This is a genomic window from Bibersteinia trehalosi USDA-ARS-USMARC-188 (genome assembly GCF_000521725.1).
GTDB lineage: Bacteria > Pseudomonadota > Gammaproteobacteria > Enterobacterales > Pasteurellaceae > Bibersteinia > Bibersteinia trehalosi.
Genome location: NZ_CP006954.1, coordinates 1,032,211 through 1,048,203, shown reverse-complemented (window position 1 = coordinate 1,048,203; position 15,993 = coordinate 1,032,211). Strand labels below are relative to the sequence as shown.

The following is a 15,993-nucleotide window of genomic DNA, read 5'->3' as shown; positions in this document are numbered from 1 at the left end:
ATGTTTGTCTATTAAAGCGCTATCCAGCGCAACATTAAAAATGGTAATTTAAATTAAAGCCTGCGACAGCATCAGATGTTTTAAATCCCTCTGGTTTACGTATTGGTCTGCCCCCAAAAACATCGTAGGAGATACCTTTAAAATAACCCCGTAAACCTAATGCAGTGCCCATTAAATGATGACCTAGCTGATTTTTCGTTGCCCAGCCGGTTACTCGTCCGCCGTCTAATGCGAAGTAGATCTGTTGTCCTAAGCCGTTTAAATTCCAAGCGAGTTCATTTCGCCATAGCCAACCACGCTCGCCAGAAAGCGTTAATTCACCATCAAAACCACGCACGGTATAACGTCCACCAATACTCAATCTATCTTGTGGGATCAGTGGTGTTTTATTCCATTGTGCATTCCAACTGGAATTAAATTGCCATGGCTGACTCCCCCACATAAATGGTTTGTTAAAGCTCATTGACGCACTAATAATTTGTGGGCGAGATGTACCTTCTCCCCATAATTCCTCTGGCGCTTGTAGCTGCCCTCTCGCACCTGTACCTCGTTTATAATTTGCCGAGAATTCTAGTGTGCTGTTTCCCCAGTATTCTTTATGTGAAAATCCAGCTTCCCAACCCGCCATACGACGTTTTTGTACATCAATTTCAGCTCCATCAATATAGTTCTGTGATTGGCGAGACCAAGCCGAAGCAGAGATTGTTGTTTTACGTACGCTATCACGATAAAGCAAATAAGAAAGCGTTAGCTTATCGTTGGCACTTTCACCGGCATAGATATAGCTGTTTTCAAAAGCACCAAAAACTTCTTGATGATAACGGCTCTGATTATGGGAAAAAGCTAAATTCCAATAGCCAAATGGAATTGCGTAATAAAGCGTGAGATTTTTACTCGCTCGCTTACCCTTATCATCTCCCTTTTGTTTGATGCTATGTGTAAATGAGGCGTAAAAAAGATCATTTGCCGACAACAGATTATCAACTGAAAGTGTTGCCGAACCTTGCCATTTTCCTGTGGATTTTGAACCTGAATCATCTAAACCTACATTTAGGCGAAATGGAAAGGCTTGGGCATAACTGATTTTTAAATCGCTTTCACCCACTGAAGCCGTTTCATCATCACTCGGTAAAATCTCAATATTTGCTTCTACTGTCGGGACTCGTTTTAAATTTTCTAGCGACTGTTCAATATCACGCACATTGAGAATATCGCCCTTAGCAAAGGTAAATGCAGTGAGTGCATTTAATTTAGTAAAACGCGGCGTATTGCCACTATCTGCCACAATGGTATTCCGCACTTTGCCTATAATTACCGTTAAAACTAATTTTCCACCGCGTAAATCTTGCTCCTCGGTAACAACCCGAGTAGTGACATAACCTTTCTCAATAATATTATTTTGGACTTGCTTCATTAAAATACCTAAACCTTCACCACCAAAACAGTGCGGTAGCGTTAATTTTAAATCTCGCACGGCTTTATCTAATGCCCATTGAAATTGGCTTTTTTGAGTGTTTGAATCGTAATCGATGAGAGAGATGTTATGAATGGGATAACAAGGTGATTCGTTATTTGAAAGGGATAATTGCTGATGAGAAGTCTCTAACCTTACCTCAGCTTGATGTTGCAGTTGCGCATGTTGAGCCTGTTGATGCAGCGTTTGCCGTTGTTGTTGATTCGCATCAAGCCGATTCAGCTCGGGTAAATTTGGCACTTGATTAGCTTGTGAGTAAGTAGAGGTAATTGCAAATACAATTGTTGTATAAAGGCTTTTTGGACGAAGTAGCATATTTTTACTTAATTAAGTTAGCAGATATTTCGATTCTACGTTATAAGAGAATTATTATCAAATAGCTTTTTAATTAATTAAAAATATATTTCCAATATACATAACAAAAACATATTAATTAAGATAATTAATATGTTTTTTATTACATCAATATTTTGAAACTATGCTGGGGTTTATTGATAATTTATAAAACCCCAGCATTGAGCTGATTAAGCTTCAGTTTGAGCTTTTACTGCGGCAAATGCCACCATATTGATAATGCGGCGAACCGATGCTGCTGGCGTTAAGATATGTGCAGATTTATTCACCCCCATTAAGATAGGACCAACCGTTACTGCTGTAGTTGTCGCTCTCAGTAAGTTATAGCTGATGCGGGCAGATTCTACATTTGGCATCACTAATAAATTTGCCGTGCCTTTTAAGGTTGTTTCTGGCATATGCGCCAAACGTAGCTCTTCATTTAAAGCTAAGTCACCATGCATTTCACCATCAATCATTAAAGCAGGATCGCGCTCTCTCACAATTGCTAAGGCTTCACGCATTTTTGGCGCACCCAATTGGTTGTTAGAACCAAAGTTTGAGTGAGAAACGTATGCTACACGAGGTTCAATACCAAAACGCTTCATCTCTTCTGCTGCCATTAAAGTGATCTCAGCTAACTCGTCTGCATTAGGTTCAGCATTCACGTAGGTATCCGTCATAAAAACGTTACCGGTTGGTAAAACCAAACTATTTAACGCCGCTGGTACTTTCACACCTGCTTTTACACCAATCACATCTTTAATTGCTTCTAAATGGCGACTATATGAACCAAACAAACCACATACCATGCCGTCTGCATACCCCATCTCAACCAATAATGAACCGATTACACTGGTATTTGACGTTGTAACACGTTTAGCAATTGCTTCAGTAATACCTCGACGACTCATTAATGCATGATAGCGTTTCCAGAGTTGTTCATGACGTTCATCACTTTCGTTATTGACGATCTCAAAGTCTTTGCCTGCTTGAATATGTAAGCCCAGTTTTTTAATTTTTGCTTCAATAATCGCAGGACGACCGATCAGAATTGGATAAGCTAATTCCATTGACACAATTTCTTGTGTTGCATGTAATACTTTTGTTTCTTCCCCTTCTGCTAAGACAATGCGTTTTTTATCCGCTTTCGCTTGGCTGAAGATTGGTTTCATAAACAGATTAGTCTTATAAACAAATTGAGAGAGTTTTTCGATATAAGCATCCCAATCTGTAATTGGACGAGTCGCAACCCCTGATTCCATTGCAGCTTTAGCAACGGCTGGCGCAATGCGAACAATCAAACGCGGATCAAATGGACGAGGAATAATGTAGTCTGCTCCAAAGGTCGCCCCTTCACCACCGTAAGCAGAAGTTACGACCTCATTTTGCTCTGCCAATGCCAAATCAGCAATCGCATATACCGCAGCCATTTTCATTTCTTCGTTAATTGTTGTTGCACCAACATCTAGTGCACCACGGAAAATGAATGGGAAACAGAGTACGTTATTAACTTGGTTTGGATAATCTGAACGACCTGTACACACAATCGCATCAGGACGAGCAGCTTTTGCTTCTGGTGGGGTAATTTCAGGATTTGGGTTCGCAAGAGCAAGAATTATTGGGTGAGCAGCCATCGAGCGCACCATATCTTGTGTTAATGCTCCTGCGGCTGAACAGCCAAGGAAAATATCTGCATTTGGCATAGCATCAGCAAGGGTACGCCAGCCATTATCTTCAATCGCATAAAGTTTTTTGGTATCGTCCATGCGATCATCACGATCTTTATAAATCACACCTTTTGAGTCACATACAACGATATTTTCACGTTTCATACCAAGTGACACAAGCAAATTCAAACATGCGATAGATGCAGCTCCTGCACCAGATGCGACTAAGCGTACATCTTCGATTTTTTTATCAACAATACGTAATGCATTAATGACTGCAGCAGCACTGATAATTGCTGTTCCATGTTGATCATCATGGAATACAGGAATATTCATACGCTCACGTAATTTTTGTTCAATATAAAAACATTCTGGTGCTTTAATATCTTCCAGATTAATTCCGCCAAAAGTAGGCTCTAATGAGGCAATAATCTCCACCAATTTTTCTGGATCACGTTCATTAATTTCGATATCAAATACATCAATACCTGCAAATTTCTTAAATAGAACGCCTTTTCCTTCCATAACAGGTTTACCTGCCAATGCACCAATATTGCCTAAGCCTAATACGGCTGTACCGTTAGAAATAACGGCGACCAAGTTGCCTTTTGCTGTATAACGGTAAGCTGCTGAAGGATCTTTTTCAATTTCTAAGCAAGGTTCAGCAACACCTGGAGAATAAGCTAAGGCAAGGTCTCGTTGTGTCGCAAGAGATTTGGTTGGGGTAACTTCAATTTTGCCTGGTTTCGGAAATTCATGAAAATCCAGAGCGGCTTGGCGAAGAGTCTCGTCCATAGGTATATCCTTCTTTGTAAGTGAAAAATCTTGAGGCATTCTACTCAAATTTATTCGGAAAGAATATGACTTTGATCTAATTTTTTAACAATTTTTTAAAAAAGTTGTTATCGTTCCCATTTGTATAAAAAAACAACGTTTGTGTATTTTTTATTTAATTTTACATATTTTATAAAATTTGGTTTTTAACTCTGCAAAAGCTATTATTTACCAATTTTATTTTATAAAAATCTAAAATTTAAAGATTTTTAGATTTTCAAACTATATGCATGTTATCAAATTGTTACAAAAATAGACTAGACAAGTGCTATTTTTAAGCGCAGAATCCAAAACATTCATTTTTATTAGGGGCCTCCCTATCTAGTTGTTGGAGAATTTATGAAAAAACTTTCTGGTGCAGAAATGATCGTACAATCCCTGCGCGATGAGGGCGTAGAGTATCTTTTTGGTTATCCTGGTGGCTCAGTTCTAGATATTTATGATGCCATTCATACCCTTGGAGGTATTGAACATGTGCTTACACGCCATGAACAGGCTGCTGTACATATGGCTGATGGCTATGCTCGTTCTACAGGTAAAGTGGGTTGTGTGCTTGTAACTTCAGGCCCTGGTGCGACCAATGCTATTACAGGTATAGCTACCGCTTATGCCGATTCAATTCCGCTAGTCATTTTTTCCGGTCAAGTACCATCAAATTTAATCGGTACTGATGCATTCCAAGAATGCGATATGATTGGTATTTCTCGTCCTGTGGTAAAGCATAGCTTTCTCATTAAAAACCCCGCAGAGATTCCAGAAATTATCAAAAAGGCATTTTATATTGCTTCGACAGGGAGACCCGGCCCTGTTGTTATTGATGTGCCAAAAGATATGGTTAATCCTGCAAATAAATTTCCTTATGAATATCCCGCATCTGTGGCAATGCGCTCTTATAATCCAACAACTGAAGGGCATAAAGGGCAAATCAAACGCGCATTAAAAGCGATTACTGTTGCCAAAAAACCGGTTCTCTTTGTTGGTGGGGGTGTCATCATCTCTGAAGCAGCCGAAGAAGTAACCGCTTTCGCTCAAAAATTAAACCTTCCTGTCACAAGCTCGCTCATGGGTTTAGGCGCATATCCAAGTACAGATAGACAGTTTTTAGGCATGCTAGGCATGCATGGTACTTATGAAGCCAATAATGCAATGCATGAGAGTGATTTAATTTTAGGTATTGGTGTCCGTTTTGATGATCGTACTACTAATAATCTTGCAAAATACTGTCCAAACGCGAAAGTGATTCATATTGATATCGATCCAGCATCAATTTCTAAAACTGTACCGGCTTATATTCCTATTGTTGGCAATGCAAAAAATGTCTTAGAAGAGTTTTTAAGCCTACTTGATGATGAAAATTTAGCAAAAAGTCAAAGTGATTTAAGCGCTTGGTGGGAGCAAATTAATAGCTGGAAAGCGAAAAAATGTTTGGATTTTGAACAAGGTGATGTGATAAAACCACAAGATGTTATTCGTACGGTTTATAAATTAACTCAAGGCGATGCTTATGTTGCTTCTGATGTTGGTCAGCACCAAATGTTTGCTGCGTTACACTATCCTTTTGATAAACCTCGCCGTTGGATCAATTCTGGGGGCGCTGGGACGATGGGCTTTGGCTTACCTGCGGCAATCGGGGTAAAACTAGCTCATCCTGATGCGACTGTTGTTTGTATTACTGGCGATGGCAGTATCCAAATGAATATCCAAGAACTTTCTACTGCAAGCCAATATGATACGCCTGTTGTGATCGTCAGTTTAAATAACCGCTTCTTGGGAATGGTAAAACAATGGCAAGATCTGATTTACCAAGGGCGACACTCTCAGTCTTACATGAATTCGTTACCTGATTTCGTTAAACTTGCGGAAGCTTATGGGCATGTTGGAATTCAAATAGACCACCCTTCGGAGCTAGAAGAAAAATTACAGCAAGCATTTGCAATCAAAGACAAATTAGTATTTGTTGATATTCGAGTAGATGAAACCGAGCACGTTTACCCAATGCAAGTACGTGGTGGAGCAATGAAAGATATGATGTTAAGCAAAACGGAGCGAACAGATGCGTAGAACATTATCAGTATTATTAGAAAATGAATCAGGGGCATTATCCCGTGTGATCGGGCTTTTTTCTCAACGTGGCTTTAATATTGAGAGTTTAACTGTTGCACCAACGGAAGATCCAAGCCTTTCACGCATGACGATTGTTGCGCAAGGTGATAGCCAAGTACTAGAGCAAATTGAAAAGCAGTTACACAAGCTTATTGATGTGTTTAAAGTGATTAACTTAAGTGAATTTGAACATGTTGAGCGAGAGGTATTGTTAATTAAAGTGCGCGCAGTAGGCGGCTCTCGTGACGAGCTTAAACGTATGGCTGATATTTTTCGCGGTCAAATTGTGGATATTACGCCAAAGCAATATACGATTCAGCTTTCCGGCTCAAGTGAGAAAATCAATGCTTTCATTGAAGCCGTCACACAAGAAACCACGATTATTGAAATGGTGCGCTCAGGCGTAATCAGTCTATCCCGCGGTGAAAAAAATAATCTCTAATTCTGGCACATAAAGAGAAAAATCTGCACTTTAAGCTATTTCTATAAAGTGCAGATTTTATTATATACAAGCGGTCGGATTTGCCTATTTTTTTGCATTTGGGTATAGTAGACAAAATTAAGAGACCACTTTCAGCGGTTTTTTATTTCATCAACACATCCGCAAAATAAGCCTAGTCTAATTCTCTATCTTGTATGATTTCATCTCTTTTTAAGATAACAGCTTTGCCCATTAAAAGAGACTTCTGACGGTATATAGACTTCCATTCCCTGTTCAACAAGAATAAAAATACGACCGTTTCTGATTAATTCTTCCATTGAAGAAAATTGATGATGTAAAACCGTGACTTGATTTAACCCTGTTATTTTCAAGGACGACGAAAAATGGCAGCCCAAAATTCGCATTACATTCGTTTTTTCCAATACTTGAAGCATAAGATGCTGGAAACCGAATAAGGCAGCCAAATGAGGGGGCGCAAATTTAAAGCCTAATTCGCTTAATTGCTTATGTCGTTGTAAAAAATAAACATCTTCATAATGCTGATGAGTACTTTCCGTCCATTTAAATTCAAATGGTAAAGATTGAATATATTCCGGTGGCTGCACATTAAAGCCTAATTGATATTTCCGCGCGGCTTCCAAGAGTTTTTTGCTACGCAATGAAAAACCACCATTTTGGTGTCCAATCATGCCATCAGGAATATCAAATTTATGTTTTTCCCAAAATGCATCACGATATGTTTTCCCTTTTTCATCAACAAGAATCATTAAAGGGGAACCAATATAATCATATTGAAAAAACTCATCACGCCAATTATTGCCATTTAATACCCAACCATCTTCTTGCACAATAAGCACATGGCTAGTTTCAATAAATTGCGCCAAAGAATAAACCATAAACAGACTATATTCTAAATAGCTAAATGGCTTGCAAGCAATATGTTGAATATTATCAAAAAAGTGTTCTGGCTTTTCTGGGCTAATTAACAAACAACGCAACCGTTTCGCAGGAAGTTGCTTTTGTAATTCTAAATAGCTACGTTGAATAGCATACACAGAGTTTTGAGCATAGGCTTGCATACCAGTAACCGCTACAATCGTAATGCTATTCAACATATTTGCTCCTTTATGCTCTACGCCACGTTGTGCCATTTGCACCATCTTCTAGCACTATTCCCATTGCAGTGAGTTTATTACGTGCTTCATCCGCTACCGCCCAATTTTTTGTCGCTCGAGCATCATTACGCTGTTTAATTAAAGCTTCTATTTCCGCTATTTCATCATCGTTGCTGTTTGAGCCACCTTGTAAGAAGGTTTCAGGATCTTGCTCCAACAAGCCTAATACTCCAGCTAATTCTTTTAAGCGAGCAGCAAGTTGATTGGCGTGCAATGGATTCTCAGTTTTCAATTTATTCAGTTCTCGAGCCATTTCAAATAACACCGCTAATGCGCCTGGGGTGTTAAAATCATCGTCCATTGCATCTTTGAAATTTGCAATATATTGCTCAAAACCGACCGCTTGTTCCACGGGTTCGCAACCACGCAAGGCAGTGTATAAACGTTCTAATGCTTTACGTGCTAAACCGATATTCTCTTCACTGTAATCTAATAAGCTACGGTATTGTGCCGTTAAGAAGAAATAACGCACGCTTTCGCTATCATATTTATTCAAAATATCACGGATAGTGAAGAAATTATTGAGCGATTTTGACATTTTCTCTTCATCAATCGTCAGCATACCGGTATGTAGCCAATAATTAACATAATCGCCATGATTCGCACAGCATGATTGTGCGATTTCATTTTCATGGTGTGGGAACATTAAATCCGAGCCACCACCGTGAATATCAAAATGATTGCCAAGTTCTTTGCTGTTCATTGCTGAACATTCAATATGCCAACCAGGGCGACCTTTGCCCCACGGACTATCCCAGCTTGGCTCGTTCGGTTTAGACATTTTCCACAACACAAAATCCATCGGATTGCGTTTTACTGATTTAATCTCAACCCTTGCTCCTGCTTGCAATTGATCCAAATCTTGTCGGGATAGTGCACCATATTTAGGAAAAGATGGCACACTAAACATAACATCACCATCATCCGCCACATAAGCGTTACCGTTATCAATCAAGCGTTGCACCATTGCAATAATTTCAGCTATATGTTGGGTAGCTCGAGGCTCAACATCAGGGCGAAGAATATTTAATGCATCAAAATCTTTATGCATTTCTGCGATCATTCGTGCTACAAGCTGATCGCAGGTTTCATTATTTTCTGCGGCACGTTTAATAATTTTATCGTCCACATCGGTAATATTTCGCACATAGCGCAAGTTATAACCGCTATATCGCAAATAGCGCGCAATGACATCAAAAGAGACAAAAGTTCTACCATGTCCAAAATGGCAAAGATCGTAAACTGTCACACCACAAACATACATTCCCACTTGATTGGGATTAATCGGTTTAAATACTTCTTTTTCTCTTTTTAAAGAATTATAAATTTTTAACATAATAGAAACCTTATTAACTCTTCATTCAAATACACATATTAAGTATAGCCGACAAGCGGTTTATTTTTGAGAAAATTTTGCAATTTCAGCAAAACTTTTTAATAATATGCGCCTAACTTTCCTATCTGGATATAAAGGACAATAAAATGATTACATTACATACCAATTATGGCGATATTAAAATCGAATTAGATTTTGACAAAGCACCTATTACGGCAAAAAACTTTGAGGATTATTGTAAAGAAGGTTTTTATAACGGCACAATTTTCCATCGCGTCATTGATGGTTTTATGATTCAAGGTGGTGGAATGGAACCAGGTATGAAAGAAAAACCAACCAAAGCGCCTATTCAAAATGAAGCAAATAACCGTTTAAGCAACTTACGTGGAACACTTGCTATGGCTCGGACAATGGAGCCTCACTCTGCCTCTTCACAATTTTTTATCAATGTCGCAGATAATACATTCCTCGATTACCGTTCAAAAGAAATGTATGGTAAAGAGATTGTGCAGGAATGGGGCTATGCGGTATTTGGTAAAGTTGTTGAAGGCATGGATGTCGTAGACAAAATTAAAGGTGTAAAAACAGGTAATCACGGTTTTCATGCGGATGTACCAAATGAAGATGTCATTATTAATAATGTCACTATAGACTAAATTTTTTCCTAAGGCTGAATATATTTCAGCCTTTTTTCTCATATAAAGCTAACAAGGAGCATGCTATGCTTAACAGAAGACGTTTTATCCAACTTAGTGCAACAGCAATGTTAGTGCTTGGCACAAATAAATTTGCATTTGCAGATGGAGTGAAAAAAGCCGATTTACGTATTATCGGTACCACCGATATTCACGGTTTTTTAACCGATTTTGACTATTATAAAGATGCGCCAACCGATAAATTCGGTTTTACGCGTGCTGCAAGCTTGATTAAACAAGCTCGTGAGCAAGTAAAAAATAGCGTCTTGGTAGATAATGGCGATTTAATTCAAGGTAATCCAATTTCTGATTATCAAGCAGCAAAAGGTTCAAAAGAGGGTAAGCCTGATCCAGCTGTTGCAGTGTTAAATGCGATGCAATATGACGTCGGCACACTCGGTAACCACGAATTTAACTATGGCTTACCATACTTAGATAATGCCATCAAACAAGCAAAATTTCCGATCATTAACGCTAATATCGTAAAAGTGGGTAGCGATGAACCGTTCTTCCAACCTTATTTTATTCAAACTAAAGAGATCATCGATCAAGACGGTAATCAGCATAGTGTAAAAATCGGTTATATCGGTTTTGTGCCGCCACAAGTCATGGTATGGGATAAAGCGAATTTAGATGGCAAAGTTGAAGCCCGTGATATCGTGAAAACTGCTCAAAAATATGTGCCTATCGTAAAAGCAGAAGGTGCTGATATCATTGTCGCTCTCGCGCATACTGGTCCATCAGATGAACCTTATAAAGAAATGAGTGAGAACCAAGCGTTCTATCTGGCTGATGTGGAAGGTATTGATGCAGTAATTTTCGGACATTCTCACCGTCTCTTCCCAAATAAAGAGTTTGCTAAATCGCCAAATGTGAATATTGAAAAAGGCTTAGTGAAGAAAACACCTGAAAGTATGGCTGGTTATTGGGCGAATAATATCAGTGTAATTGATTTAGTACTGGCAGAAAATAATGGCAAATGGGATGTCATTGACGGACGTGCTGAGTTACGTCCAATTTATGATGCAGAAGCCAAAAAAGCTAATGCAGAAAATCACCCTGAAATTGCCACATTACTGAAAGAAACGCATGAAGAAACACGTAAATATGTCGCACAGCCTATCGGTAAAGCAACAGACAATATGTTTAGTTATTTAGCCTTAGTACAAGATGATCCAACAATTCAAATTGTCAATGCTGCACAAAAAGCTTATGTAGAAAATGCTGTAAAAGCATTACCAGATCTTGCAGGTCTACCAATTTTAAGTGCAGGTGCGCCATTTAAAGCGGGCGGTCGTAAAAATGATCCAACAGGCTATACAGAGGTTGATAAAGGTGATTTAACTTTCCGTAATGCAGCGGATCTTTATCTTTATCCAAATACATTAGTTGTTGTAAAAGTCACTGGGGAACAATTAAAAGAGTGGTTGGAATGCAGTGCAGGTATGTTTAAACAAATCGATCCGAAAAGTACTGAACCACAATCACTCCTTGATTGGGAAGGCTTCCGTACTTATAACTTTGATGTCATTGATGGTGTTGAGTATCAATATGATATTACTCAACCTGCACGTTATGATGGTGAATGTAAACTAATCAACCCAAATTCTCACCGTGTAGTAAGCTTAACCTATCAAGGCAAACCAGTTGATGAGAAAGCAGAATTTTTGATTGCTACAAATAACTATCGTGCTTATGGTGATAAATTCCCTGGTACAGGTGATAAACATATTGTTTACGCTTCACCAGATGAAAACCGCCAAATCCTTGCAGATTATATCCGTGATGAAAGTAAAGCACATGGGCACGTTGTACCAACAGCAGATCGTAACTGGCGTATTGCTCCAATTACAGGTAATGATAAATTAGATGTTCGCTTTGAAACTTCTCCGAGTGACAAAGCGGCTGAATTTATCAAAGAAAAAGCACAATACCCAATGACTCAAGTTGCTACCGATGAAGTTGGCTTTGCTGTATATAAAGTCGATTTAAGCAAATAATGTCAATTGTCTAAATTGAAAATGGCGGGAGAGCCCGCCATTTTTATGCCTAATTGCTCAAGATTGACTAAGTTCGTAGTCCAATGCCTTTTTCAACTAAATAGTACGCCCAAGAATATAACCCAATAACCAAGAGTCCCAACACACCAAAGGTTGCAAATAAAGGGGTATCACTGATGCCTAAAAAGCCGTAGCGGAAGCCACTAATCATATACATTATCGGGTTGAATTTAGACACCATCTGCCAAAATTCAGGTAATAATGAAAGCGAATAGAACACACCTCCCAAATAAGTTAAAGGTGTTAGCACAAATGTAGGGATAATACCAATATCGTCAAAGGTGCGTGCAAAAACAGCATTGATCAAGCCACCTAAAGCAAATGCGGTGGTAGTGAGGAACATGGTTAGGATAATCACTAGCCACGAATGGATCTCATAGCGAACAAAGCATAACGCTACCACCATCACAAGCATGCCGACTAAGCCTCCTCGCACAATACTCCCTGTTACATATCCCCAGATAATCGTATGACTAGAAAGGGGGGATACTAATAATTCTTCTATATTACGCACAAATTTACTGAGGAAAAACGAAGAAGCGGTGTTGGTATAAGAAGCCGTAATTGCTGACATCATAATCAAACCAGGTGCAATAAATTGCATATAGCTCACGCCATTCATTTGACCAATACGATGCCCGATCAAGGTTCCAAAAATCAAAAAATAGAGGGTTGTTGTAATGATAGGAGGAACTAATGTTTGGCGCCAAATTCGTAATACGCGTTTCGTTTCCTTAGTCGCAAGGGTATAAAATCCAATTAGGTTTTGCATAGATTATTTCTCCGCCATCTTTAAAAATAACTCTTCTAAGCGGTTAGATTTATTTCGCATACTTAACACTTCAACACCTTGTTCACTAAGTTGTTGGAACAGTTTATTTAAGCCTTGTTGCCGTTTCACTTCTACTTCAATAGTATCGTCATCAAGCCATTTAAAAGGATAATCATCAATAACAAGCGGTCGATTTTTACTCAAATCTAGCAAAAAAGTTTCCGTTTCTAACTTCGCCAATAACGCTTTCATTGTCGTATTTTCAATAAGCTCCCCCTGTTGAATAATCCCAATATGACGGCAAAGTGTCTCAGCCTCTTCCAAATAGTGCGTAGTAAGAATAATAGTCGTACCATTTTGATTTAACTCGCGCAGAAAATCCCACATACTGCGACGTAATTCAATATCTACCCCCGCGGTAGGCTCATCTAAAATCAGTAATTTAGGGTTATGCATTAAAGCACGGGCAATCATCACTCGACGTTTCATCCCCCCTGAGAGCTCGCGAGTAAAGTGCTCTCGTTTTTCCCATAATTCGAGTTTTTTCAGCCAATATTCCGCGCGTTCTAAAGCCGCTTTTCTAGATACACCATAAAATCCAGCTTGATTGAGTAATACATCAATCACTTTCTCAAACTGATTGAAGTTGAACTCCTGAGGCACTAAGCCAATCTGCTGTTTAAGCTGGATTTTTTGTCTATCCAAATCAAAGCCAAAGACTTTCACGCTACCAGAGGTCTTATTCACAAGTGAACTAATAATCCCAATAGTAGTTGATTTCCCCGCGCCATTATGCCCAAGCAAGGCATAGAAATCACCTTGCTCTACGGTGAGATTGATCCCTTTAACCGCTTGTACACCAGTAGGGTATTGTTTAATTAGATTAGTAATTTCAAGTGCTTTCATCTTATAAGGTATTAAAAATAAAATTCATTGTTCTTTTTTATATCAATAGAGCAGGTTCATTCTGCCACAGCACGGATTGTCGATTCATCAATTTCTGCTTCAAAAGCCTGTTGTAACAGCTTTAATTTATCATCAGCAAAAAGTGACACTCTAGCAGCTTGAGTTAGCTCCTCAAAAATAGCACGCCGAATTTCTAAAGGTGTTTTATACCGGTCATCTTCGCCAATAATCAGTTCTAAATCCAACCCTTTCGCTTTGAGAGCATCAGCCAGATTTTTACGCGATTCATCATTATTCAAGCGAGACATTGCAGGCTTTAACACTAATTTAATGTAATCATCTCGTTTTTCTGCCATGTAACTATTTAAAGCAAGCTGACGAGAAAAACCACCTAAATTCAGTTCATTAGCCAATTTTGCCCATGCATCTTGTTGGCAAGAGAGTTCAATGGTTTTTTTGACTAATTCTGGTGTACGTTCTTGCAAAATCGCTTGTTTAATTTCCGAAGGATTTGCTGTTTCCTGCTGGTTTTCCAATTCAGGATTTAACCATTGCCAACGATATTCTTCATCGCTGGTTACTTGTTCTTGAGTTGGGGCTCGGGGAAGATCGATTTGACGTTTTTTATCTTGGCTAGAAAGCAGCTTAGCAAAGCTTTGTTCCACATTTTTCATTGCTTGCTTAGCAGAACTTGCTTTGACTAAATTAGGTGTGGATATTTTTACCGCTTGCTCAGACTTTTTTTTTTCACTTTCCTGTTGCTGTGCTTTAAGCTGGCGGCTCGCTTGCAATGCTTGCATAGCAGCGCTGACACCACCACTTACTGCTGTCTGCACAGTAGGCGTAGAACTCATATTGGAAGCACTATTTGCAGAATTTCGGTCATTTTGTACCGCTTGCGAAGTCACACTAGCTTGCTGAGCCACTAACTTATCACGTAACTGTGCGATTTGCTGCCCACTATTTACTGCTGCTGAAGTGACTGGCACTGTGCCAGTAGCAACAATCGGACTTTTATCCGCATTTTTAGGATGAAATGCTAAGGCTCGTAACATTGTCATTTCAATGCCACGGCGAGGTTCAGGTGCATATGGCAACTCTTTTTTGCCGCTTAGCATCACTTGATAGAAAAATTGTACATCTTCAGGTGATATGCTACGAGCAAGAAAATGCAGTGGTGTTTCCTCTCCATCTTTATTTGGCAGTAGCTGCAACATCGCAATTTGGTGTAATGTTTCAGCAACATCACTAAGTAATTGCTGCCAATCAACTCCCCTTTCCGCTACATCTTGCACAATTTGCATTGTTTTCTCACCATCCGCAAGAGCAAGTGCTTGCACTAATTCTAATGGCTGATTTTCGTCAAGCAACCCTAGCATTTGGCTAACAATCGCTAAGGTAATATTCGCATTGCTTAGCGCTATAGCCTGATCAGTTAAACTCAAACTATCTCGAATACTACCCTGTGCCGCTTTCGCTAAACGCTCTAACGCTGGAAATTCAAAAGGAATTTGCTCTTCACCTAGCACAAATTCCAGATGTTTACGAATCTGACTTTGGTCTAAAGCACGCAGATGAAACTGCATACAACGAGAAAGAATTGTGATCGGTAGTTTTTGCGGATCAGTGGTTGCTAATAAAAATTTGACGTACTCTGGCGGTTCTTCTAAGGTTTTCAGTAGAGCATTAAAACTACTACGAGATAGCATATGCACTTCATCGATCAGGTAAACCTTAAAACGCCCAACAGTTGGCTTATATTGCACATTATCTAATAGCTCTCGCGTATCTTCCACTTTAGTACGAGAGGCAGCATCAATTTCAATTAAATCAATGAAACGTCCTTCTTCAATCGCTTTGCAATTGGCACATTCACCACAAGGATCGGCACTAATCCCTTGTTCGCAATTTAGTCCTTTGGCAAATAAACGAGCAATTGAGGTTTTGCCCACACCACGGGTGCCTGAAAAAAGATAAGCATGATGTAAACGGTTTTCTCGCAAACTATTTTCAAGGGCTGATAAAACATGTTGCTGACCAACTACTTGACTAAAACGCTGTGGTCGCCATTTACGGGCAAGAACCTGATAAGACATAATGATAAATAAAATTGATAATGAAGAATTGATAGTTACTGGCGGAGAATTGAAAAATCGAAATAAACAACGTTCTACGATAAAAAAGAATTGAAAA

At 39.1% G+C, this 15,993-nt stretch carries 11 protein-coding genes; 4 read left to right on the top strand and 7 right to left on the bottom strand.

The genetic code is table 11. From position 1 onward, the window contains the following. Positions 1–34 precede the first annotated feature (34 nt). Both F542_RS04940 and F542_RS04935 read right to left on the bottom strand, forming a co-directional pair. Positions 35–1,789: a ShlB/FhaC/HecB family hemolysin secretion/activation protein gene (locus F542_RS04940; RefSeq protein ID WP_025267016.1), complete on the bottom strand. Its 1,755-nt coding sequence runs from the start codon at positions 1,787–1,789 to the stop codon at positions 35–37. A 209-nt stretch (positions 1,790–1,998) separates the two neighbouring features. Continuing rightward, a complete protein-coding gene (locus F542_RS04935; RefSeq protein WP_025267015.1) occupies positions 1,999–4,272 on the bottom strand; it encodes an NADP-dependent malic enzyme in 2,274 nt (757 codons plus the stop codon). A gap of 378 nt (positions 4,273–4,650) precedes the next feature. On the opposite strand from F542_RS04935, the gene F542_RS04930 reads away from it, so the two are divergent. After that, the gene (locus F542_RS04930; RefSeq protein ID WP_015432617.1) at positions 4,651–6,372 is read left to right on the top strand and encodes an acetolactate synthase 3 large subunit; all 1,722 of its coding nucleotides are present in this window, start codon (positions 4,651–4,653) and stop codon (positions 6,370–6,372) included. Further along, positions 6,365–6,856 (top strand): acetolactate synthase small subunit, encoded by a 492-nt coding sequence (ilvN, locus tag F542_RS04925; RefSeq protein ID WP_015432618.1) that lies wholly within the window; start codon positions 6,365–6,367, stop codon positions 6,854–6,856. Before F542_RS04930 ends, ilvN begins: the two co-directional genes overlap by 8 nt. 200 nt (positions 6,857–7,056) lie before the next feature. Here the strand turns inward: ilvN and F542_RS04920 are convergent, their stop codons facing one another. Beyond that, complete coding sequence (locus F542_RS04920) at positions 7,057–7,971, bottom strand: DUF5672 family protein (RefSeq protein ID WP_144084229.1); 915 nt, start codon at positions 7,969–7,971, stop codon at positions 7,057–7,059. A gap of 10 nt (positions 7,972–7,981) precedes the next feature. Continuing rightward, positions 7,982–9,367, bottom strand: a complete 1,386-nt coding sequence (gene cysS, locus F542_RS04915) for a cysteine--tRNA ligase (protein WP_015432620.1) — start codon at positions 9,365–9,367, stop codon at positions 7,982–7,984. Between the two features lie 146 nt (positions 9,368–9,513). On the opposite strand from cysS, the gene F542_RS04910 reads away from it, so the two are divergent. Both F542_RS04910 and cpdB read left to right on the top strand, forming a co-directional pair. Further along, a complete protein-coding gene (locus F542_RS04910; RefSeq protein WP_015432621.1) occupies positions 9,514–10,023 on the top strand; it encodes a peptidylprolyl isomerase in 510 nt (169 codons plus the stop codon). A gap of 65 nt (positions 10,024–10,088) precedes the next feature. Further along, positions 10,089–12,062, top strand: coding sequence for a 2',3'-cyclic-nucleotide 2'-phosphodiesterase (cpdB, locus tag F542_RS04905; protein WP_015432622.1), 1,974 nt, complete (start codon positions 10,089–10,091; stop codon positions 12,060–12,062). A 67-nt stretch (positions 12,063–12,129) separates the two neighbouring features. Here cpdB and F542_RS04900 read toward each other — a convergent pair whose 3' ends face one another. Genes F542_RS04900 through dnaX form a run of 3 tightly spaced genes read right to left on the bottom strand, consistent with a single transcriptional unit; the run spans position 12,130 to position 15,896 of the window. Continuing rightward, positions 12,130–12,894, bottom strand: coding sequence for an ABC transporter permease (locus F542_RS04900; protein WP_015432623.1), 765 nt, complete (start codon positions 12,892–12,894; stop codon positions 12,130–12,132). Between the two features lie 3 nt (positions 12,895–12,897). Then, positions 12,898–13,800 (bottom strand): ABC transporter ATP-binding protein, encoded by a 903-nt coding sequence (locus F542_RS04895; protein ID WP_015432624.1) that lies wholly within the window; start codon positions 13,798–13,800, stop codon positions 12,898–12,900. Between the two features lie 56 nt (positions 13,801–13,856). After that, the gene (gene dnaX / locus F542_RS04890; protein WP_015432625.1) at positions 13,857–15,896 is read right to left on the bottom strand and encodes a DNA polymerase III subunit gamma/tau; all 2,040 of its coding nucleotides are present in this window, start codon (positions 15,894–15,896) and stop codon (positions 13,857–13,859) included. Between the last annotated feature and the right edge of the window lie 97 nt (positions 15,897–15,993).